This is a genomic window from Rhodococcus sp. NPDC057135, assembly GCF_042670865.1.
Taxonomy (GTDB): Bacteria; Actinomycetota; Actinomycetes; order Mycobacteriales; family Mycobacteriaceae; genus Rhodococcus_F.
This window is the reverse complement of the sequence record NZ_JBHUUU010000020.1, coordinates 97,126-117,271: the sequence shown is the minus strand read 5'-3', so window position 1 is coordinate 117,271 and position 20,146 is coordinate 97,126. Positions and strand designations below refer to the sequence as shown.

General features: G+C 60.7%; 21 protein-coding genes, 1 tRNA gene and 1 pseudogene. 5 read left to right on the top strand and 18 right to left on the bottom strand.

The genetic code is table 11. The features are described from left to right. Positions 1–23: 23 nt before the first annotated feature. The 4 genes from ACFT1A_RS28525 to ACFT1A_RS28510 form a co-directional block, all read right to left on the bottom strand. Positions 24–443, bottom strand: coding sequence for an acyl-CoA thioesterase (locus ACFT1A_RS28525; RefSeq protein WP_378449741.1), 420 nt, complete (start codon positions 441–443; stop codon positions 24–26). A 4-nt stretch (positions 444–447) separates the two neighbouring features. Then, positions 448–2,127, bottom strand: a complete 1,680-nt coding sequence (ettA, locus tag ACFT1A_RS28520) for an energy-dependent translational throttle protein EttA (RefSeq protein ID WP_007730925.1) — start codon at positions 2,125–2,127, stop codon at positions 448–450. Positions 2,128–2,292: 165 nt separating this feature from the next. After that, positions 2,293–3,471 (bottom strand): acyl-CoA dehydrogenase family protein, encoded by a 1,179-nt coding sequence (locus ACFT1A_RS28515; RefSeq protein ID WP_378449740.1) that lies wholly within the window; start codon positions 3,469–3,471, stop codon positions 2,293–2,295. Positions 3,472–3,566: 95 nt separating this feature from the next. Further along, positions 3,567–5,384 carry an ABC transporter ATP-binding protein gene (locus tag ACFT1A_RS28510; protein ID WP_378449753.1) on the bottom strand — a complete coding sequence of 606 codons (1,818 nt, stop codon included), beginning with the start codon at positions 5,382–5,384 and terminating at the stop codon, positions 3,567–3,569. A 105-nt stretch (positions 5,385–5,489) separates the two neighbouring features. Between ACFT1A_RS28510 and ACFT1A_RS28505 the strand changes: the two genes are divergently transcribed. Beyond that, complete coding sequence (locus ACFT1A_RS28505) at positions 5,490–5,951, top strand: MarR family winged helix-turn-helix transcriptional regulator (protein ID WP_378449739.1); 462 nt, start codon at positions 5,490–5,492, stop codon at positions 5,949–5,951. A gap of 4 nt (positions 5,952–5,955) precedes the next feature. Here the strand turns inward: ACFT1A_RS28505 and ssb are convergent, their stop codons facing one another. Then, the gene (gene ssb, locus ACFT1A_RS28500) at positions 5,956–6,369 is read right to left on the bottom strand and encodes a single-stranded DNA-binding protein (RefSeq protein ID WP_378449738.1); all 414 of its coding nucleotides are present in this window, start codon (positions 6,367–6,369) and stop codon (positions 5,956–5,958) included. Between the two features lie 181 nt (positions 6,370–6,550). Next, a complete protein-coding gene (locus ACFT1A_RS28495; RefSeq protein ID WP_378449737.1) occupies positions 6,551–8,686 on the bottom strand; it encodes a cytochrome c oxidase assembly protein in 2,136 nt (711 codons plus the stop codon). Between the two features lie 97 nt (positions 8,687–8,783). On the opposite strand from ACFT1A_RS28495, the gene ACFT1A_RS28490 reads away from it, so the two are divergent. Together ACFT1A_RS28490 and ACFT1A_RS28485 are read left to right on the top strand one after the other, a co-directional pair. After that, a tRNA-Arg gene (locus ACFT1A_RS28490) sits at positions 8,784–8,859 on the top strand. A 124-nt stretch (positions 8,860–8,983) separates the two neighbouring features. Beyond that, positions 8,984–9,124 (top strand): hypothetical protein, encoded by a 141-nt coding sequence (locus ACFT1A_RS28485; protein WP_378449736.1) that lies wholly within the window; start codon positions 8,984–8,986, stop codon positions 9,122–9,124. Positions 9,125–9,487: 363 nt separating this feature from the next. On the opposite strand, the pseudogene ACFT1A_RS28480 reads toward ACFT1A_RS28485, so the two are convergent. The 12 genes and pseudogenes from ACFT1A_RS28480 to ACFT1A_RS28425 form a co-directional block, all read right to left on the bottom strand. Then, positions 9,488–10,576, bottom strand: a pseudogene (locus ACFT1A_RS28480) (recombinase family protein); the annotation flags it as partial. Further along, complete coding sequence (locus ACFT1A_RS28475) at positions 10,573–11,223, bottom strand: ImmA/IrrE family metallo-endopeptidase (RefSeq protein ID WP_378449735.1); 651 nt, start codon at positions 11,221–11,223, stop codon at positions 10,573–10,575. The gene ACFT1A_RS28475 and the pseudogene ACFT1A_RS28480, both read right to left, overlap by 4 nt. 54 nt (positions 11,224–11,277) lie before the next feature. Next, positions 11,278–11,664, bottom strand: a complete 387-nt coding sequence (locus ACFT1A_RS28470; RefSeq protein WP_378449734.1) for a helix-turn-helix domain-containing protein — start codon at positions 11,662–11,664, stop codon at positions 11,278–11,280. A 245-nt stretch (positions 11,665–11,909) separates the two neighbouring features. Continuing rightward, positions 11,910–12,254 (bottom strand): hypothetical protein, encoded by a 345-nt coding sequence (locus ACFT1A_RS28465; RefSeq protein WP_378449733.1) that lies wholly within the window; start codon positions 12,252–12,254, stop codon positions 11,910–11,912. 83 nt (positions 12,255–12,337) lie between these two features. Continuing rightward, entirely contained in the window at positions 12,338–12,970 is a 633-nt protein-coding gene (locus ACFT1A_RS28460) for an MT-A70 family methyltransferase (protein WP_378449732.1), read from the bottom strand. Then, a complete protein-coding gene (locus tag ACFT1A_RS28455; RefSeq protein WP_378449731.1) occupies positions 12,967–13,962 on the bottom strand; it encodes a replication-relaxation family protein in 996 nt (331 codons plus the stop codon). Before ACFT1A_RS28455 ends, ACFT1A_RS28460 begins: the two co-directional genes overlap by 4 nt. After that, positions 13,959–16,169 carry a type IV secretory system conjugative DNA transfer family protein gene (locus tag ACFT1A_RS28450; protein WP_378449730.1) on the bottom strand — a complete coding sequence of 737 codons (2,211 nt, stop codon included), beginning with the start codon at positions 16,167–16,169 and terminating at the stop codon, positions 13,959–13,961. The genes ACFT1A_RS28455 and ACFT1A_RS28450 overlap by 4 nt, the downstream gene beginning before the upstream one ends. Further along, complete coding sequence (locus tag ACFT1A_RS28445) at positions 16,169–16,330, bottom strand: hypothetical protein (protein ID WP_378449729.1); 162 nt, start codon at positions 16,328–16,330, stop codon at positions 16,169–16,171. Before ACFT1A_RS28445 ends, ACFT1A_RS28450 begins: the two co-directional genes overlap by 1 nt. Before the next feature lie 255 nt (positions 16,331–16,585). Next, the gene (locus ACFT1A_RS28440; protein WP_378449728.1) at positions 16,586–16,783 is read right to left on the bottom strand and encodes a hypothetical protein; all 198 of its coding nucleotides are present in this window, start codon (positions 16,781–16,783) and stop codon (positions 16,586–16,588) included. Continuing rightward, a complete protein-coding gene (locus tag ACFT1A_RS28435; RefSeq protein WP_378449727.1) occupies positions 16,780–17,091 on the bottom strand; it encodes a hypothetical protein in 312 nt (103 codons plus the stop codon). The genes ACFT1A_RS28440 and ACFT1A_RS28435 overlap by 4 nt, the downstream gene beginning before the upstream one ends. Beyond that, positions 17,079–17,318: a hypothetical protein gene (locus tag ACFT1A_RS28430; RefSeq protein ID WP_378449726.1), complete on the bottom strand. Its 240-nt coding sequence runs from the start codon at positions 17,316–17,318 to the stop codon at positions 17,079–17,081. The genes ACFT1A_RS28435 and ACFT1A_RS28430 overlap by 13 nt, the downstream gene beginning before the upstream one ends. Continuing rightward, positions 17,315–17,620, bottom strand: a complete 306-nt coding sequence (locus ACFT1A_RS28425; RefSeq protein WP_378449725.1) for a hypothetical protein — start codon at positions 17,618–17,620, stop codon at positions 17,315–17,317. The genes ACFT1A_RS28430 and ACFT1A_RS28425 overlap by 4 nt, the downstream gene beginning before the upstream one ends. A gap of 140 nt (positions 17,621–17,760) precedes the next feature. Here ACFT1A_RS28425 and ACFT1A_RS28420 point away from each other — a divergent pair, with 140 nt between their 5' ends. Both ACFT1A_RS28420 and ACFT1A_RS28415 read left to right on the top strand, forming a co-directional pair. Continuing rightward, positions 17,761–18,123 carry a site-specific integrase gene (locus ACFT1A_RS28420; protein ID WP_378449724.1) on the top strand — a complete coding sequence of 121 codons (363 nt, stop codon included), beginning with the start codon at positions 17,761–17,763 and terminating at the stop codon, positions 18,121–18,123. Between the two features lie 121 nt (positions 18,124–18,244). Continuing rightward, a complete protein-coding gene (locus ACFT1A_RS28415) occupies positions 18,245–18,907 on the top strand; it encodes a YdcF family protein (protein WP_378449723.1) in 663 nt (220 codons plus the stop codon). Positions 18,908–20,146 lie beyond the last annotated feature (1,239 nt).

The window sequence follows — 20,146 nt, the reverse complement described above, 5'->3', positions numbered from 1 at the left end:
TAGGGTGAACTGAGAAACGAAATCTACGATGTCGTCATCTGAACAAGCGATGCTTCGAGCACCGCGCGTTCGCTGTCCGCCAGCGGTCTGGACTTTTCGGACACCGTGTCGAATCCGACCATCAACGCGTCGCCGAATGCGCATTCGACACCCGCGTTGTCACGGATGATGTGACGAACCGTGAACGAGGAAGTCCCGACGTGAGTCGTGAAGATCTCCACGTTCAAGGGACCGGACCGATCGGTGACCGGCCTGAGGAACTCGATGGTCATCTTTCGAACCACGAGGTATCCCGGCCGGCCGCCGAGCGGCGCCAGTTTCGCTTCCAGGAACTGGATGCGAGCTTCCTGCATGTACTCGACGTAACGCGTGTTGTTGACGTGACCCAACCGGTCGGAATCGCCCCACCGGACCTGGATCTGCGCTGTGTATACGTCGGACACCGGATCAGTCCCTGGTGAGCTTGCGGTGAGTGACGCGGTGCGGGCGCGCGGCGTCGGGGCCGAGTCGCTCGACCTTGTTCGCCTCGTAGCCCTCGAAGTTGCCTTCGTACCAGTACCAGGCTGCCTCGTTGTCGCCGAAGCCACCTTCCCACGCGAGGATGTGGGTACAGGTGCGGTCCAGGAACCAGCGATCGTGCGAAATCACGACGGCGCAGCCGGGGAACTCTTCGAGAGCGTTCTCCAGCGAGCCGAGGGTTTCGACGTCGAGGTCGTTGGTGGGCTCATCGAGCAGGATCAGGTTGCCGCCCTGCTTGAGCGTCATCGCCAGGTTCAGGCGGTTGCGCTCACCACCGGAGAGGACGCCGGCCGGCTTCTGCTGATCGTGGCCCTTGAAACCGAACGAGCTGATGTACGCGCGCGACGGGAACTCGGTCTGGCCGACGACGATGAAATCGAGCCCGTCGGAGACTGTTTCCCAGACCGTCTTCTTGGGGTCGATGCCGGAACGGTTCTGGTCGACGTAGCTCAGCTTGACCGTCTGACCGATCTTGACCTCACCGGCATCAGGCTCTTCGAGACCGACGATGGTCTTGAACAGCGTCGTCTTACCCACACCGTTGGGGCCGATGACGCCGACAATTCCGTTGCGCGGCAACGTGAACGAGAGGTCCTTGATCAGAACGCGCCCGTCGAAGCCCTTGTCGAGGTTCGAGACCTCCACGACCACGTCACCCAGACGCGGCGGTGCCGGGATCTGGATCTCGTCGAAGTCGAGCTTGCGGGTCTTCTCGGCCTCGTTCGCCATTTCTTCATAGCGATCGAGACGAGCCTTGTTCTTGGCCTGACGTGCCTTGGCGCCGGAACGAACCCAGGCGAGTTCGTCCTTGAGGCGCTTCTGCAGCTTCTGATCCTTCTTGCCGGCAACTTCGAGGCGTGCAGCCTTCTGCTCCAGGTAGGTGGAGTAGTTGCCCTCGTACGGGTACAGGCGTCCGCGGTCGACTTCACAGATCCACTGTGCGACGTGATCGAGGAAGTAACGATCGTGGGTCACGGCGAGGATTGCGCCGGGGTAAGCAGCGAGGTGCTGCTCGAGCCACAGGACCGATTCTGCGTCGAGGTGGTTGGTGGGCTCATCGAGGAGCAGGAGATCGGGCTTGCTCAGCAGCAGCTTGCAGAGTGCAACGCGTCGCTTCTCACCACCGGAGAGGTGGGTGACCATCTCTTCCGGCGGGGGGCAGCGCAGGGCGTCCATAGCCTGCTCGAGCTGCGAGTCGATCTCCCACGCGTCTGCGTGATCGAGCTTCTCCTGCAGTTCGCCCATCTCTTCCATGAGCTCGTCGGAGTAATCCGTGGCCATCAGCTCGGCGATCTCGTTGTACCGCTTGAGCTGGACCATCGTCTCACCGAGGCCGTCCTCGACGTTCTCGCGAACGGTCTTGGTCTCGTCGAGCTCCGGCTCCTGCATGAGGATGCCGACGGTCGCGCCCGGAGCCAGGAAGGCCTCGCCGTTGCCCGGCTGGTCCAGTCCGGCCATGATCTTGAGGATGCTGGATTTACCAGCGCCGTTCGGTCCGACGACACCGATCTTCGCGCCGGGGTAAAAGCTCATCGTGACGTCATCGAGGATGACCTTGTCACCGTGCGCCTTGCGCACCTTCTTCATCGTGTAAATGAACTCAGCCATGACCGCCAGCCTATCGGTGTTTGTCCTATAACCCACATTGCGCGTTGGCGCTCACACTGATGCGGGTGCTGCGGACAGTCCGAGGTCATCGACCAGATTCGTCGACATGCTTCTCGACCCCCACCAAAACCGCGATTGGGCGACTGCCAAGTGCCCCCGGACGGCTCAGATCATTGCCCGGTGGATGCCCTTCGGTTCGCCGCCGAGCTCCGAGAGCGTCGACGAATGGAAAATGGAACCGGGCACGTGAATCGCATGCGCCAGACCGGCATGAGCATCACGCCAGAACCGCTGCATCGGCGTGCTCAACTGCAAAGCGCCACCACCGGAACGAGCAAATATCTCGTCCACCGCCCGCACCGCACGCCACGCCGCAGCAGTCTGCGTACGTCGACCGATCGCACGAAGCTCGAACGAAACCTCCTGCCCCTTCTCCGTCATGTCCCAGAAACGATCCACCGTCTCCAAAATCGCAGCCCGAGAAGCAGCGATCTCGGCAGCCGCCTCACCGATCGCGAACAGCACATACGGATCTTCCTTGATCGGAACACCACTGACCGTCACCCGCTCACGCTGCGCAGCCATGTTGCACGCCAACGCACCTTCGGCGATACCGATCAACGACGAGGTGATACCGAGCGGGAAAATGCACGAGAACGGGAATTTGTACAACGTCTCCGTACGACCCGCTTCCTTCCACGCGGTCCCGTCGAAAACCTTTCCGGCATCAAGAGTGCGGTAGGTCGGCAGGAACGCGTCCTTGACGATCAGATCCTTCGAACCGGTTCCACGCAGCCCCACGACATTCCAGCTGTCCTGGTCGATGTCGTAATCGGAGCGCGGCAACAGCACGTGCAGAATCTTCGGCGGCATCAGCGGCTTACCGGACTCGTCACCGACCATCGCACCGATCATGATCCAGTCACAATGATCGGTACCGGACGAGAACGACCAACGACCGTTGAGGATGTACCCACCCTCGACCGGCCTCGCAACACCCATCGGCGCATACGGCGACGCCATCCACGTATCGGGATCGGTTCCCCACACCTCTTCCTGAGCCTTGCGGTCGAAGAACGCAAGCTCCCACGGGTGGACACCGACGATGCCGCTGACCCAGCCCGTGGCACCGTCCATCGCACCGATAGCCATTGCCGTCTCGGCGAATTCACGCGGATGCGCCTCGAACCCACCGAACTCCTTCGGCTGCAACATCCGGATGACGCCAGCGTCGCGCAGTCGCTTCGCGCTGCCGTCCGTCAAGCGCATCAGCTTGTCGCCCTCGACTCCGTCGGCGCGGATCTCGTCGGCGAACTGTGAGATGTTGTCCAGAACCTGACCCATGATCTTTCCGCCTCCACTGATAGTCGATCAACGACCATTAAAGTAGAACACGTTCTAGAAACTTGCGGAAGTGAAATGGCCGACATTTCTTGCACTCACACGGTCTGCAGTTCCGACGGGAGTTCGACGGCGTCGCTACCCGAGGCCGCAAGCAACTGCGCGTAGCGCCCGCCTTGTTGCACCAGTTCGTCGTGGGTGCCCTTTTCCACGACGACGCCCTGGTCGAGGACCGCAATGAGGTCCGCATCTCGAACCGTGGAGAGTCTGTGTGCCACAACAAGAGTGGTACGTCCGACCATCAGTTCGTCGAGTGCGTCCTGCAGCGCACGTTCGGTGCGGTTGTCCAGGGCGCTCGTCGCCTCGTCGAGGACGAGGATCGGCGGATTCCGCAGAACTGTGCGCGCGATCGCGATGCGCTGTTTCTCACCACCGGAGAATCGGTAGCCGCGCTCGCCGACCATGGTGTCGTAACCATCGTCGAGACCGGAGATGAACTCGTGGATCTGCGCGATGCGTGCTGCCTGCTCGATCTCGGCGTCGGTGGCGTCGGGTTTCGCGAACCGAAGGTTCTCACGAATCGTCGTGTGGAAGAGGTACGTCTCCTGCGACACCACACCCACCAGGTCGGAGACCGTCGCCAGATCGAGGTCCCGCAGATCGACGTCGTCGATCCTCACCGATCCCGCCGTCGGGTCGTACAGACGTGCGGCCAAATATCCGAGAGTGGTCTTGCCTGAGCCGGTAGAACCGACCAGCGCCAAGGTTCCGCCCGCCGGGACCGTGAGGTCGATGTTGTCCAGAGTCTTGCTGTCGGTTCCCGGGTACGAGAAGTCGACGTGGTCGAACCGAAGTTCACCGGACATCTTCGAGCGGTCGAAACTCTTCGACTCCTCCGGATCCGCGATGTCGATCGGCAGATCCAGGTACTCGAACACGCGGCTGAACAGAGCCATGGAACTCTGCACCTCGACGCCCGTGTTGAGCAGCATCATGGTGGGGCGGAACAATTGTGTTTGCAGCGTGGTGAAGGCGACAAGGGTACCGACGGTGATGGTGTTGCCGTGATCGAGAGTGAAACCAGCAAACCAGTAGACCAATGCAGGCATAGCCGCGAAGGTGATCGACATGGTCGCCATGCGCCACTTGCCGGCCATCATGGCCCGGAGTTCGACGTCTGCGACTTCCGCTGAGCGCTCGGTGAATCGATCCGTCAGGGCCGACTTCGCGCCGGTCGTCTTGCCGAGGAGAATGCCACTGACGGAAAGGGATTCCTCTACCTGCACCGACAGATCACTGAGCAGCTTCTGCCGCTTGCCTGAGATCTTTCGACGCTCGTCGCCGATCTTGCGTGCGATACGGATGAACACCGGCAAGATCGCCAGCGAGAAGATGGCGAGTCGCCAATCCAGAAGGAACAGAGCAACAATCGTGGCTGCCACTGTCGTTGCGTTCTGCGCGATGGACGTTGCCGTATTGGTGACCACCGACTGCATACCGCCGATGTCGTTGGCAATGCGCGACTGAACTTCTCCGGTTCGGGTTCGAGCGAAGAACCCGAGGGACTGATTCTGCAGGTGCGAGTAGACCCGCACGCGGAGTTGGTGCATCAGTTTCTGGCCGATGCTGTTGGACATCCAGGTTTGCGCCACGCCGAGACAGCTCGTGATCACGGCAATGGCGATCATGCCGATGGCCAGAACGCTGACAAGTCCGAGGTTCTTGTCCGGGATCGCCTTGTCGAGCATTTCGCGTAGGAGCAGCGGGCTGCCCAGCGCCACGATCGCGCTGAGTGTGATGACCGCGGTGACGATGGCGATCTGAGTTCGATACGGCGCGAACAGTCCGAGTACGCGCTTTGCCGGTACGGATTCCGCCGGAGTGATCTCGACAGCGGTTCGTTCGATGTTTCGCATGTGATCTGGTTTCACGTTTACCTCCTGGAGGCTTTCTCACCCTAGTTTCATATTGATGAGGTTACCTCACTATGAGGCTGACACCAACAACGCTAGACTGGCGCCATGCATTCCCGAGAGCGCGAACTCACCGATGTCGTGATGTCCGTGGCACGGCTCATCCGCCGACGCCAAGTGGCAGCGCTGGAACCATTCGGCCTCTCACCGTCGCAAAGCCGAGCTCTGCGAGTGCTGACCCGAGTGAGCGAACCGGTTCGACTCGGTTTTCTTGCCGAGCGATTGCGCATAGTTCCGCGGTCGGCGACCGACGTCGTGGATTCCCTCGAAGATGCCGGATGGGTGCGCCGCACTCCCGACCCGAACGATCGGCGAGCAGTGCTGCTCGAGTTGACCGACGCCGGCGCTGCCCTGGCTGCGGACGTCGCGAAGGCTCAGCGACGCGAGTCCTCGGATGTGTTCGACGACCTCGACGAGTCGGAGCGAGCAACTCTCACAGAACTCCTCGAGCGAGTGGACGCGGGGCACGATTGCTCTCGGCCCCGCGACTGCCCGAAACCCTCGGTCTGAGTCCTCACGCAGCGACAGTGTCGACCGTGTTCTCCGTGTTCTCCGCTGACGTCGGCTTGCTCTGACGCTCGATCTTCGAGATGCAACGAGCAAGGTCGGCGCCTACTGCCGTCGCCCGCAGCTCGAGATCGGAACGAGGCACACCCTCCTTGGTCGTGTACTCGTTGGTGCGCAACTCCCCCGCCACCATTACCGGATCACCCTTCATGATGGATGCGCCGACGCCGGTGACCAACCGTCGCCAGCAGCTGACCGTGAGATACAGGGTCGCTCCGTCCGTCCACTCCCCCGTCACAGCGTCTTTGCGACGAGTGTTGCTCGCCATCCGAAAGCTCAGCACCTCTTCACCATTGGTGGTCTGCCGCTTCACCGGATTGGTGATGACGGTTCCGACAACGGTTGCATGCGTTTCGTACATGTCCGATCCCCCTTCGAACTCCAGAACCCGCCAACTGCCACGGGGCCGATCATTGCGTCGGCAGCTTCGATTGTGGAACGGCAAAGGCGTAGAGCAAGAGATCGATTTCGACCTGTGTACAGGTGGGACAGCTGTGGAGAAACAGCACTGCCCGGACCGAATGGCCCGGGCAGTGTCGGAGCTAAGTGCTAGTGGAGGATTCGTCGGATTTCTTCTCGCTGGGCGCGCCGTCGGCAGTGTCCTCGCCGGCAGTCTCCGCATCAGCAGCCTCACGGGGTTTCCACCCTTCGCGGTCTCGCCTGGCCAATTCGGCGAACATCGCGTTGTGTGCGGCGAGGTCGGCGTCGTGGTCACGTTCAGCCGCGCGGTCGGTTCGGCGCGCCGTCCTGCCGTCACTGCGCGACCACTGAACCAGAAGCGCGAGCATGACAACCATGAGCGGGATCTCGCCGGTCGCCCAGGCGATACTGCCGCCCAACTGCTGATCGCCGATCAGGTCGTCGTTCCAACCCAGGCCGAGCGAACGGAAGTACGCACCGCCCATCACAGCGGTGGTGCTCATCAATGCCACACCGAAGAACGCGTGGAACGGAAGTGAACCGAAGACCATCGCCAGCTTGGTCACCGGCTGCAATTGACGCGGTGACGGGTCGATTCCGATCGCTACCCAGTAAAAGAGATAGCCGCTGAGGATGAAGTGCAGATTCATCAGCAGGTGAGCACTGTGCGAGTCGACCGTCGCACCGTAGATTCCGCCGAGATACAGCGCGTAGAAGCCGCCGACAAAGAGAACGGCCGCCACGATCGGGTGGGTGATGAAACGCGAGAACGGGCTGTGCAGCGCAGTCAGGATCCACTCTCGAATGCCGGGCACGCCGTCCTTGCCTGCCGGATCGAGGGCCCGCAGAGCCAAGGTGATCGGCGCACCCAGAACTAGCAGGACAGGGCCCAACATCGACAGCGCCATGTGCGCACCCATGTGAACGCTGAAGACTGCCGGCGCATACTTGCCGACGCCCGAAGACGTGGCGATCAAGAGCACCGCACAACCGCTCATCCAGGCGATGGTTCGGCCGACAGGCCAGGAATCTCCACGCTTGGCCAACTTACGCAGGCCGATGCCGTACAGAATCGCCGCAGCAACGGCAGCGGTGCCGAACATGAGGTCGAATCGCCAATCCGTCACGAACGCCATGAACGACGGCGGGTCCGGAAGGTTGTAACCGAGTTCGACCTCGGGGATCGAGGGAATCGACAGCGGCGGGGGCGGCGGAGTACGACCGAGGCCGATCGCAAGACCGATGGTCGCCGCCATCACGATGCCTTCAGCGCCGGCAAACCGAATCAGAGCAGAGCGACTCTTCGGGTTCTCGGCGAGTGCCGGCAGCGCCCGACTCCGCTGGGCCCAGCCGAAGAACCCGAGGATGATCAGTGCAACGGTTTTGGCGACGATCAGTCGTCCGTACGTCGTGGTGAACACGTCGTCGAGAGGCAGACGGACAATCGCATTGATGACGCCGCTGAATCCCATGACGACGAAGCAGATGGATGCGACCGTCGAAAAGCGTCGGGCGGCGACGTCGGTGTAATCGCCACCGCGTCGGGCGTGTGCCAATAGCGCGAACAGGCCGCCTGCCCAGAGCGAAGCCGCCACGAGGTGCAGGATCAGGCTGTTGGTAGCGATGTCATGCGAGCCGCCCGAAGACGAGTGACCGGTGAGAGCGAGCGGCATCAGTCCGAGGAGACCGATCAGCAGCAGGAGCGGAGTCCACCACCAGCGCAGTGTCAGCCGGGCCAGGATCGCCAGAACAACCGCGATGATGGCCGTCCAACGCCAGGCGCCGGCGATCTCGACCTGATCAAGTCCCGACCACAGGTTCGCCGGTTTGACGGCTTCGGCAAACGGCTGACCCGACGTGTCAGAGAGCGTCAGAGGCACCATCATGAACGAACAGATCGCCCACACGATCGCGGCGTGCGACGCGGTTCGGACTGCTCGATAACCGTCGACGTCGAGGACGCCCGACTTCTGCGGCGGCACGAAGAACGCGGCCAGCAGCAGTGACCCGATCGCGATGACCGCGGCGATCTCCCCCAGTGCCCGCATCGCGGGCAGGCCGTACGTGGTGATCGGGCCTGGATCCGGGATGCCCAGAAGAGTCAGTGCCTGCGACGCGGAGAATCCCACCACAATGGCTGCGGTGAGCCCTGCGATGAGTCCACTGACCACGAATATGGCGGTCGAAGAAGCGGGTGCACCGCTGTGCGGAGTGGACTCCGGTGGGGAATCTGTCGGCGCGAGGTCGGGTGTAGCCATACCTCAAGGGTAGGACCTTCGCGAACCGACTACGACAACGCGTCGGAGTTGGGCGGCGCGCGTCACATCCCGAACCCTCGAGTATGATGTTCCACGCGCCTCCGTAGCTCAGGGGATAGAGCAAGAGCCTTCTAATCTCTTGGTCGCAGGTTCGAATCCTGCCGGGGGCACCAAAGTAGCCAATTTCAAACCTGCGACACGAGTCGTAGGTTTTTCGTTTTCGGTTTCCTCCGTCGCGGACGGGCTCGATTCGGGCACCCCGTCGGCGGCGTCCACTGCACGAGCTACCGCTGCCACTTGGGCGTGATGTCGCGCTGCTACCGCAGCTTCGCTTCCGAGCAGCGTCTTGAAAGGCTCGGCCAACTCGACACGAACCGTATTCTCGTCGACCAATATCTTGACGAAGAACGCCTGATTGAAGAGCCGACGCACCTGTGAACCTCCCGGCAGGGTACCGGCATGTCGGTAGCCCACCGAGCAGTTGACGGCGCAGTCAATAGCACGCCGTAAAGACGCGTCAAACGCATCGAATTGCATGGCCGACGCGTTGAGGCGTTGCTCGATTCCAGCAAGGCCACGTGCAATCCGATCCTGCTCTTGCTTCAGCAGATCGACGGGCACTGCTCCCGCGTAGTGAGCCTGAAGGAGCCGCATTCGCTCACTTTCCAAGCGCTCCTTCTGAGTGCTCAGCGCTCGACGCTCGGTGTCTGCCGCCTGTCGAAATGACTGCAGATCATCATGCACCATGGCTTCGATTTGATCCGCAAGCCGACGGTCGAGCTGCACGGTGCGGTAGTGATCTTCGACTAATTCCTCGACGACCCGGATGAGGACCGCTTTCTGTTGGCAGTTGTTGGTCTTCTGGTGCCGCCCGAGACAGACGAAGTACGGATAGATCCTGCCCGAGGGATTCTTCGCGTTGGTAATTATCAGGCGACTTGAGCATTTACCGCAGAAAACAGAGGATTTCAAGTAGTGAGGAAAGTCGCGTTGCTTCTCCCCTGTTGCGTGGGAGGTGAGCACGTCCTGCACGCGCGACCAGGTCACCTCATCGATGAGTGGTTGGTGTCGACCAGGGTACGAAACCCCTCGATAGACGACTTCACCCTTGTAGTACGGAGTGGTGAGAATTCTGTAAAGACTGTTGTATTTGATCGGCCTACCCGGAGTCCTCGGAGTCGGCCGAGTAGTGAGTCCTCGATGCTCCAGTTCGGCTGCCATAGTCTTGAGAGTCCAGACACCCGTGGCGTATGCGCTGAAAGCCCACGTGATGTGATCAGCCCGCGCCGAAACAACCTCCACAGTACGAACTTCGATGCCTTCCGAGTTGACTTTCCTGACGTTGAGATAGCCCAGAGGAGCTCTGCCTGGCGTCCCACCTGTTTTCGCCTTCTGTTCCATGCCTTTGTGGACTTCGGAGGCAAGATTTCGACTGTAGAATTCTGCGATCGAACTCATGATTCCGTGCAACAGCATTCCCGATGGCGTCTCATCGATGTTCTCGGTCGCGGAAACCAGTTCAGTCCCAGCCTGTTTGATCGCCCAATGTATCTGAGTGTCGTCGAGGCGATTGCGCGCCAAACGGTCAACCTTGTGAACGATGACGTAGTCGACTCGATGATCTTTGAGATATCGCAGAAGCCGCTGTAATTCTGGGCGCGAGTCGGCATGTTTCGCTGACTCGCCTCGTTCGACGAACTCCTCGACGATCATGGCCTCTTTTGCAGCGGCCTTGCGCCTATTCGCTTCACGCTGGGCCGGGATCGAGTACCCCTCCGGATCACCGTCACGTTCAGCTTGTTCCTTGGTTGAGACGCGGATGTACGAAACGGCGGCCTTGCCGTAATCGCCTGCGACCTTGTCGGACTTTTGAGCACTCGCCTCATTCACTGTACAAACTCCTCTGCTGTTAGCGGCGCGAATACAGTTCGTTCGCGGTTAGACGCTGGATATTCCGTTCGCACATGTCGTACGACGTCGTCGATGAGTCCTATTTGTCGCAACCGCACCCCGATCGATTGCTCGCTGACTTGAAACAGGTGCGCCAGTGCATCGGTGTGTTGGATGCCTTCTCCCCACGCTCTTTTAAGTAGTCGCCTCGGGATGAGGAGGCAGCCGGCAAAGTAGTCGGCTGCGCGCTCAGCGTGGGTTGCAGCGGAGACCTTTTCGGTACCGCGGTAAAGATCGGTACTGCGTCCGTGGTCGATGATGTGCTTGTACTCGTGGGCCAGAGTGAATCGCCGTCTGCGCCACGAGTCTGAGCGGCAGAGCTGGATGACCCAGATATGTCGAACTGAGTCCCAGTAACTTGCTCCAGCAACGAGAGTGCTCGTGTAAGCGATCGCGATCTTCGGTAATTCGGTGATGATTTCTGTCGGCGTTGCCCCGCGCGTGATGCCGTGTTGTTCGAGCAGCTTGTTGGCTTGGAGTTCGGCGATGCGCAGTGTTTCTTCGACGGTGATGTCGGCCCGTCGTGGTATGACGGAGCGCAGACTGGCGAGGATGCTCGTATGTTGTGGTTGCTGTGCTGTTCTCATGGTGGTCCCTCCTCTCCCGTCTGCCGGGTTGTTGTTTTGTGTTGGGGCTAATGCTTATTCGTCTTCACCAGCCCGCGGGCCAGTTTCTGGACTGAAGCTGATGCCATGTTTGCGTCCGACTTCGTCGAAGTGCGCTTCGATCTCGCGCATGGCTTCTGGTGAAAGGTGATACTTCGTTCGTAGATACGGGCGCAGGCTGGGTAGTTCCTGTTCGGGCATCCAACCAGCGCTGGCGAACAGGTCGCCGACAGGGATGCCGAGCGCGTCGCCAATCGCCTGGAGTGTCTCTGGTTTCGGGCTGGTGATCTGGCCGGTTTCGATTCGCCAGTAGGTGGCGGCGCTGATGCCGAGGCGGCGACCGACTTCGTTGGCCGACCAGCCGAGAGACTCGCGCTTTTCGCGCAGCGTTTTGGTGAGCTGATAGAGCTGTTCTGGTGTCATTTACGTTGTCTCCGTTCGTAATTCGATTGTAACTCTGCCCGTTGCGTGAATGCAACGGCTTTAGCGTTTTCTACAACGCGAAATGCGTTCCGGGGCAGTTGAATTGGACGGTTCGGTTCCGGTGGCGTAGCGGGCGTTGTAGGCGGCCGGAACGGGGTGTTTTGCCGGGCGGCCCGGCGGAGAGTGACTGGGTTGTCACTCGATCCGCCGGTCGCCCGGACTTATAGGGTGCGCCGAGCTGACGGTCAGTCGGCTGCGGGTGGATCCTCGCCTTTTTCCTCAACTTTCGGGGCTCGCCGTGATCGCGGGCCTCGGGTGCTGTCGCCTGTATCCGGCGGGGTGTCGCCGAACATGCCGGCGATGGCAGCTGCCCGCACTGCCGCGTCGCGTTCGATCTCCTCCCGTGCTCGGTCGGCTTTCGCCATGAGCGCGGGATCGGTTTTCGCTTGCGCGAGGTGGGCAGTGATGGCGAGCAGACCTTCGTCGTTGATGGTCTGCCCGCGCAACTGAGCGACGAAGCTTAGCTGCGCGTGGACGTCCGGCCTGAGCCGGATAGCGAGGGTTTTGAGACCGCTCTCGGGTGTGGACATAGCGCCTCCTCGGTGCTGGTGTGGCCGGTCAACGCGGTTGCGCTGGCAGGTGCGGCCACATGACACCGACGAGGCCGACCGGGCTACGTCACCCGAAGGTGCGAGCGTGGCTGCTGTCTGGTGGCCTTCGCGTCGGACGGAACCGGATACCCGGGAATCGTGACAGCAGAGTCGATCTGGTTGCCCCACGCGTCCCATCCCGGCTGCGTTCGACGGGCGAACAGTTCCAGGTAGGGGCCGGTGCTAACGCGCTCGATGACGGCGTACTGCTCTTCGGGCTTGTGGGAATGGTCCTGCAGCGGGGCGAACATCCAGGTGGGCTGGCTGCGGTAGTTGACCGGTGCCCGCCCCCGCGTGCCGAACAGCAGGTGTTCGGTGGCGTTGCGCAGATAGTTGCCGAGTTGGATACGCGGTTTGACCCATGTCAGTGGCGAGCGCGGCGTGAAGCCCCAGGCTTCCATGACGTCGAAACCGTCGCGCAGGGTCGCGTTGGTGACCCACAACCACAGGTGGGCATTGTCGTCGGCCAGAGCGGCGATGGGCATGTTCTTGATCCGGTCGAGGCCCATGAGGTTGTAGTGGCGGCTGGCGCCACGGCCGCCTTTTTGCTGGATGTCCCATGGTGGGTCGGCAAGGATGGTCCGGTACTTCGTCGGCTTGCCGGGATCGTTGAGTTCACCTGGCAGGGTGTGATGTTCGGTGGGATTGGTGATCATCGGGTACCTCCGTTCTTGATAAGTGGGATCAGTTGGTCGGGCGTGATGACGCGGAACAAGGCGCTGTCGAGCCGTTGGTCCTTGTCGATGGCCTGACGCAAGGCGGTGCAGCGACGTTCGGTCGCTTCCGGGGAGCTGGCCGTCATGATCCAGACCACCAGCGGGAAGACACCGTGCTCGGCTTGCTCGGTTCCCGAGCGGTAGTAAACGTCGTAGTCGTGACATTTGCGTAGCAGCGTGGGTTGATGCTCGGTACCGAGATCAACCTCGATAAACCAGCTGGTGGTGAAGGCGCTGTCGTGGTCGGTGGCGGTCTCGGCGAACAGGTCCGGCTTGAGCGTTAGACGTGCGCCGCCGAGCCCGAGATGCCGCCGCCACGAGGCTGGTTCGATGTCGCAGCGCACTAGTTCGCACTGGCTCGCCCTGCTCGCTTCCAGTAGCTCGATATGGGTTTCGGCGACGGCGAGGGTGTGCCGAAGGAAGGTCGGGCTCGGACTGCTGAACCGGCGACGCGAAGTGCGGCCGCTCTCGCGTCGCAGGATCCGGTCACCGACGACATCGACGTGGTAGACCAACCCGCTGCTGCCAGCCCGGACACCGCCGATGCGCCGCTCCAACGAGGCGAGGAATCGCCGAGAGCGCAGCCGCCCCAAGGTACGCCGAGCCAGTACTGGTCCGGAGGTATCGGCGTGGCCGGCAAAGTGCAGCCGGGTGATCTGCGCAGTGGTCAGGAAGCGGTGTGCGGCGACGGATCTCAGTACTGCCCAGTCTCGCTCGCTGAGGCGGTCGGCAATCGAACTGAGGTCGCGGGTCCGTGTCCGCGCGGGCTGGTCGCGCGCTGGTGTGCTGCCAGGTTTGGCAGCATCAGTCCCGTCCCGTACAGGGGTGGATTCAACTGTGACCGGCGCAGATAACGGGGTGGATGTCGACGCGAACGAACCAGCGACTGCAACACCATCATTCAGGTGGTTCGTCTGATGCGTGTCGGTCATGAGCGCCTCGCTTTCCGTCCATGTCCAGCGGTTGGCGCTCCCTGAGTGGGCTGGTGGACGTGATCGAGAAGATCGGCGAACCCGGCTTCGATGTCGTCCAGCGGCTGGCCGTAGCGTGCACGGCTGAGCTGTCGTATCTCCTCGGGATCGCTGGTGATCGGAGGCGGCGGGAGGGTGATCCCCGACGCCCACGGTTGGACGGAATTGTCTCGAACCAGTCGGGCGTAGATGTGGTGGGCAGGCAGCGCACTGAAATCTTCCGCCTTCAGCGCTGATTGCCCGGCTGCCATGTCGCGGGCGTCGCCGGACGCCAGTTGGAACGTGATGCGGGAACGGGCGTTGTTACGGAAGGCGTCGAGCATTGGTTTCGGCAGCTGCATCTGGAACTGGTGAGCCAGATGCATTCCGCAGCGCAAACTTCGCGCGGTTGCCAAAACATCGCCGAGATCAGTGGGCAATTTTAGGTAATCCTGTGCTTCGTCGATGAAGACCATGACCGGCTCCCGCTCGGCTTCCGGTATTGACACCCGCTCCCTGATGGCATCCCACAGATTCGCAACCACCAGGGCCCCGAGCAGCTGCGCCACCTCCGGGCCGAGGATCCCTTTCTGTAGGGGGACCAGGAGGACTTTTCGTTCGGTGAGCACCTGCCGGATGTCGAAACGCGGAGCCTGCTGGGCGAGGACGGCTCGTAGTTGTTTGGTGAGCAGTGGCCGTAATTTGTTGGCGAGTGGCGCGACCACGGTGGCCGCTGCGTCTGGTGAGAGCGACTCGAACCACTGCCAGAACGGCCCACTGGAAAATGGATCGTCGCGCATGGCGTGCTGCGTCAGCGAGCGGCGGAATCCGGGGTTGGTCAGGAGCAGTGGCACCATGATGAGGGAGGCGTCGTCGCGGCGAGCCAGCACCGTCAGGCAGTTACGCAGAATATCGGCCGAGCGCGGCCCCAGACTGTCCCCGTAAAGGGCACTCAGTGTCCCGAACATCGAATCAGCGATCAGCTCGGGACTCCGTGCGGCAGACGATTTGTCGGTCGAGCGCGCCAGGACGTTCAGCCCGACGGGTGCGCCGTCGAGCGGATCGAGCACGACGACGTCATCGCGGCGACTATCCGGGATGCGCGCGAGCACGTCGTTGACCAGATCCTTCGGTTCGATCACGACCACCGGACGTCCGGCTTCGAGATCCTGCACGATGAGATTGAGCAGCAACGTGCTCTTACCAACCCCATTCGGCCCGACGATCCAGCTGTGTCGAAGTGCGTCGGTGACGTTGTAGCCGATCGCGGCGTCGCCGCTCCCGGGCGCGGTGGCGGTGGCCAGGACGCGCTCACCCGATTGCACGGCCGCGCTGGGGCGCAGCGGCTTCGGATGGCGTGGCGGCTGGCCGGGGAACGGTTCGTCGCTGTCGGAAATCGGCCACCCGGTCAGCACCGCGACCTCGGAGACGCCCAGCGGGATCGATCGGGTGAACAACGCCCACGTCGGACGCGGACGATTGATCCGCCGCGCCTTCTCCGGTGCCAGCCGAAAATGCACACCTGGCGCTTCGACAGTGCCCAGCGCAGTGGCAAGCCCGAGCAGCAGCACCTTGCGGCGCTCCTCGGTCGGGGCGTGAACGCCGAGACGGACGCTTGCCAGAAATCCGTGCTGGCCGAGTTTTCGCAACAGCGTCTGACGGTCACGCGGCGATTCGGTCTGAACGCCAACGAGCAGCTTGCTCACCGGCGACTGGCCGAGCTTGGCTGGTTCCGCGGCCGGCACCGCCGGTCGGTGGCGAGGGCCGAGCACCAACTGCAGCACCAGCCGCTCTCCGCGCTGCACGGCGGTCAGGGCATGGAGGATTGCTCGCCCTGACGCCACCCGATCGGTCGGCTCCAGCGGCCGACCGGGGTGGTCGAGGCTGAGCCGACGGGCGGTGGTGACGGGGCTGCACTCGTCCGGGTCGAACTTGGTGACGACTGAGCCGGGAACCAATTGCTCGACGGCTCTCGCTACGGCCGCTGCGTGACGTAGTTGGCTCCCGACCAGGTAGTCGACACCAACCACGTCAGCGCGGGCTTCAAGGATCAGCTGCGGGGCATGGCGCTGGGCAGCCCACTGCCGGAGCAGCGCCGACACCGCATTCTCAGGCAGCGGCTGCGGGAAGAAGATGTGTTGCCAGACCAGCGAGTCCGCCGTCAGGCCCTGATTGGGCCTATCTTGCATCACTGCGCACCTCCCCGTTCAGTCGGCGTCTGCGTGCTCGGCATTCCTTGGGTGCCGGGAGTGGCGGGCGGGGTGTTCATCTCGGCCTCCGCCATCGCCAGTGCGATGACGGCACGGCTCAGCTTGCGGAGATCCGGTGGATCCCGGCGAACCGAGCGCACCGTGATGTGTCGTTCTGCCTTTACACTGCCGCGTCCTTTGCGTCGGTGATTTGGTCGTCCTGTTTTTGACATAACTGTCCCCTTTCATGATTTTTTGATGAATTCGATACGCGCCAATTCTTCGCGCCTCGTTGCCATTGTTTTCGTGCAATGGCGGTGTCTCTACTATCTATTGCATCAATGCAATAGACAATGAGGTTTGCTCATTTAACAACACCGAAAACAACGAGCTTTCTCGATGGCGACGTTTCCGAATTACCAGCGATTTCGTGTTGCGCGAATGACAACAACTGCGATGATTCCGCCGACCGAGATGATTCCCGCGATGAGCAGCAGCCACGGCCAGATCGACTGAATCAACGCGACCGCGAAGTACAGCGCGATGACCGCCAGCAGAATCCGAAAACACCCTGCAACTACTCGCTCCGCAAGGCCCGTCGACTCATTACTCACAATGACTCCTCGACGCGGTTCACCGGGAGCCGATCGGATCGCAGTGTCTGCTGCGCCGCCGCGAACGCCATCTCGATGCGGCGCACAGCGGCCGCTGCATCGGCATCGATTCGCAGGAGCTCACGCTCGGTCTCGCGACGCAGCAGCTTCCGCTGCCGACGTTGCTCGTGGCGGCGTCGGAGGGCGACCATCACCCAGTCGAATGCCGTGACGATGAGGATAACGACATCGAACATCGCGTAGGCGATGACGGCGATCGACACGATGAGCGCAACCGCTGCCGCCGGGTCCGCGATCACGTCGGCCACTCGCGGACGAAATCGAGCACAACCCCAGAGACGGTTTCACTCAAGTGGCGAACATGAGCCGCCTCTGCAGTCGCCGAAGGGTCACACGCCTCGGCCTTACGCTTGAGAGCTTCGACGAACGCAACCGTCCTCGTGAGAACCGAATTCAGCAGATCGCTGGGACGGCCGTGACCGTCGACTACGGACGTCCTGATCCGATCGTCGTCCGCCGACTCGGCAGCGTTCATGCCCGAAACCCGTTCACCTCGTGGCCGACGAACGTGGCGTACGTATCGACGATGTGATTCAGGCGATTCATGGTGGTGGGATCACCGTCGGCCTGAAACATCGCCTCACGACTGAGCATGGCGGTCGTTTGCATACCCAGAGCCGCCACCATTCCAGCCGCCTGGACGCGGGTGCCGGCGACGAGGCCGCGAGCGACCTCACGGTTCTGCAGTTTGGAGAGCTCTTTGCCTTCGGCGCGGGTGAACGTCTCGGGGATCTGCGTGGAAAGCGATTGGTTACTACGGGGAGAAATCTGGGACATGGGCGGTACTTTCTGTCGGATGGGATCGCGGGTGGCGAACCGTGAATGTGACAGAAACGACCGTATCTGCGCAGATCAGAGGAAGAAAAGCATGAGCGTGATAGCACTCGACAACCTCTTGGCAACGATAGAGTGGCGCAATGAGCGACGAGTTCTACCCCGAGAACCTGATGCCAATGGCTTCCCAATTGGAGATTCGGTACCACCGCTTCTCCGAACTCCGCGAGCAGGTACTACTCGACTATGGCTACAACACCGCACGTGCTTACTGGAGTGACCTCGACAGCATCTGCATCTGGGCACTCGAACGGGACAAAGACCCACTAGACCTGACAGAGAGGGAGATCCGGCAGTATGTGGCCTTGTTGCGCCGACGCAAGTACAGCGAAAACACAATCCGAAGGCGAAAGACAGCACTACGAAAGTTATACTTGCGCCGACCCGATAGAGATTATCCGAGGCAGGCACTCCAGAATCTTGCACGCAACTCACACGATAGTTGATTCCAGCACTTCGACGCGGCGTGGCAGACGATAGGGTTACACGTTTGCATGCGTCGCAGTAATATTTCAACAGAATAGCGAAGATCTACCACGGGTACGCATCTTGTGTTATTTTAATGGCATGGGCATGTCCTCAACAGAACTCGATCAATTAGTCGCGCCTTTGTGGGAATTTCTCTCACCAAGTGTGAGCGCAGACGGCCTCTATGATTGCATATTCGTCATGGGTGGTGCCGACTTTGAGATCCCAAGGAAAGCTGCTGAATTATGGAGAAAGGGACACTCGCCCATCGTGCTTATCACTGGCGGGCACGGGCCGTTCAGCGGTCACTTCGATCGCTCGGAAGCTGAGGTGTTCGCTGAAGAAATGCGCAAGGGAGGAGTGCCCGACTCAAGCATTATTCTTGAGCCTCACGCGTCGAACTCAGGAGAGAATGTAAGGTTGGGCATGGGTGCGTTGTCATCGGCAGGAATACCTACCCATCGAATAGCGGTCGTATCCAAACCCTTTATTATGCGTCGTTGTCTTGCCACTTTCGCAAAGCAATTTCCTGAGGTTCAAGTAGATCCAGTTCCCCCTATTGGGAGCCCAAGCGAATTCCTTGACAGAGATTCGGCGAGTTTTGTTACGCGGCTAGTTGGCGAGATCGAAAGGCTCCGCGATTATTCAGGACTGGGCTTTACGGTCCCAGTCGAGATCCCTCGCGAGGTCAGTGAGTGCGAGGTAAAAATAAGGGCTACTATTGCGGCGACCGAATACGGCGAGCATAATGACACTCCGTAGAGTTCGTAGAGCCATTTTTTACCTTGCTAACTTTGCCTTAATCGCCTCACTATTACTCCTATTCAACCTCGCAGTGTTTGTTGATCGCAACCCGGCGATGAATGATTTATGGGCGGCAAGTGCGTCCATGCTTGGGACTGTAGCTACCCTCGGAGGTCTTTTCGCAGCCGTGTATTTCGTAACACTGAACGGAAGACCCACAGGTCCCGGGAATAGTGCACTGCGCTCGATGTACCCAACACTTGAAGTTCTAGCTATGTTAGCCTCACTGTCTGTCGCATGCATTATTGGAACTGGGAGTATCTTGCTGCTTCTCTCCGGAGCTCATACGTCTGCCATCTATTCACTTGTGAGGATTCAAGTAGTATTTACGGTTTACATTTCAATGCTCGTTCTTGTAGTGGGGCTTCGTCAAATCGAGAATCTCGATCCGGTATCTGTCGCGCACGGTTTACTCAATCGGACATCGAGAAAGAACTTCCGCAAATACAGGCTTGTTGAAGTTCGGATTGATTCACAGGTAGGATACACATACGAGCTGGCGAGCGACGGACTGAATTACACGCGCAACGACCCACTCCGCGGATTTCACGACCTCGCACTTATTGCGATAAAAACGGGTGATCGTCTTCTTCTTGGCAAGCTAATCGGGGAGTTGGCGGCGGTCACCTGTCACGCATACGGCCACCCATGGCCATCTGACGACCAAAGCCCTGTCGACTGGACACGGCGACGTAGAAGAATAGGGTACGTGGGCAAAAACGCCAAGCGCGATCAAATTGCAGTGTCGGTGCATATCTTTCACTATGTACGCAATACCGCGAAGAATAACCTCAAGCGTCAGCCTGGTTTCGACGTAGGGCGTCACGCTTGTCAGTATCACCTAGCGCGCGTAGTCGCCTGCCTATGCGTGAACCGCGACGCCCGCATTACCATTCGGGTTGCACTATATGCAATCCTTCATATCAGCTTGATTTATTCCGATGTTCGGCCGTACGGCCGTGTTGAGCCACTGAATGCGCTCATCGTGGCAGCCGACTTGCTATATTCTAATGGGCAAGTTTATGAAGCTGAACTAGCAGCACAGATTCTGGGCGTAATCGCGGGCCGTACAAGACAGCTCGAGGGCGCCCGGTCCGGTTCAATCCTTCGATCAGCGTCACTTGTTACTAGCGAAATGATCGGAGTAGCAAAACTTCGCGCCAAGTCAGATCCCACCTGGCTCCCTGGAGGTGACTC

Bases quoted from the DNA above. Each gene is read 5' to 3' on its own strand.
- ettA (WP_007730925.1), bottom strand. From the start codon at position 2,127: ATGGCTGAGTTCATTTACACGATGAAGAAGGTGCGCAAGGCGCACGGT.
- ACFT1A_RS28515 (WP_378449740.1), bottom strand. From the start codon at position 3,471: ATGGGTCAGGTTCTGGACAACATCTCACAGTTCGCCGACGAGATCCGC.
- ACFT1A_RS28510 (WP_378449753.1), bottom strand. From the start codon at position 5,384: ATGCGAAACATCGAACGAACCGCTGTCGAGATCACTCCGGCGGAATCC.
- ACFT1A_RS28505 (WP_378449739.1), top strand. From the start codon at position 5,490: ATGCATTCCCGAGAGCGCGAACTCACCGATGTCGTGATGTCCGTGGCA.
- ssb (WP_378449738.1), bottom strand. From the start codon at position 6,369: ATGTACGAAACGCATGCAACCGTTGTCGGAACCGTCATCACCAATCCG.
- ACFT1A_RS28495 (WP_378449737.1), bottom strand. From the start codon at position 8,686: ATGGCTACACCCGACCTCGCGCCGACAGATTCCCCACCGGAGTCCACT.
- ACFT1A_RS28475 (WP_378449735.1), bottom strand. From the start codon at position 11,223: ATGAGAACAGCACAGCAACCACAACATACGAGCATCCTCGCCAGTCTG.
- ACFT1A_RS28470 (WP_378449734.1), bottom strand. From the start codon at position 11,664: ATGACACCAGAACAGCTCTATCAGCTCACCAAAACGCTGCGCGAAAAG.
- ACFT1A_RS28465 (WP_378449733.1), bottom strand. From the start codon at position 12,254: ATGTCCACACCCGAGAGCGGTCTCAAAACCCTCGCTATCCGGCTCAGG.
- ACFT1A_RS28460 (WP_378449732.1), bottom strand. From the start codon at position 12,970: ATGATCACCAATCCCACCGAACATCACACCCTGCCAGGTGAACTCAAC.
- ACFT1A_RS28455 (WP_378449731.1), bottom strand. From the start codon at position 13,962: ATGACCGACACGCATCAGACGAACCACCTGAATGATGGTGTTGCAGTC.
- ACFT1A_RS28450 (WP_378449730.1), bottom strand. From the start codon at position 16,169: ATGCAAGATAGGCCCAATCAGGGCCTGACGGCGGACTCGCTGGTCTGG.
- ACFT1A_RS28430 (WP_378449726.1), bottom strand. From the start codon at position 17,318: ATGAACGCTGCCGAGTCGGCGGACGACGATCGGATCAGGACGTCCGTA.
- ACFT1A_RS28425 (WP_378449725.1), bottom strand. From the start codon at position 17,620: ATGTCCCAGATTTCTCCCCGTAGTAACCAATCGCTTTCCACGCAGATC.
- ACFT1A_RS28420 (WP_378449724.1), top strand. From the start codon at position 17,761: ATGAGCGACGAGTTCTACCCCGAGAACCTGATGCCAATGGCTTCCCAA.
- ACFT1A_RS28415 (WP_378449723.1), top strand. From the start codon at position 18,245: ATGGGCATGTCCTCAACAGAACTCGATCAATTAGTCGCGCCTTTGTGG.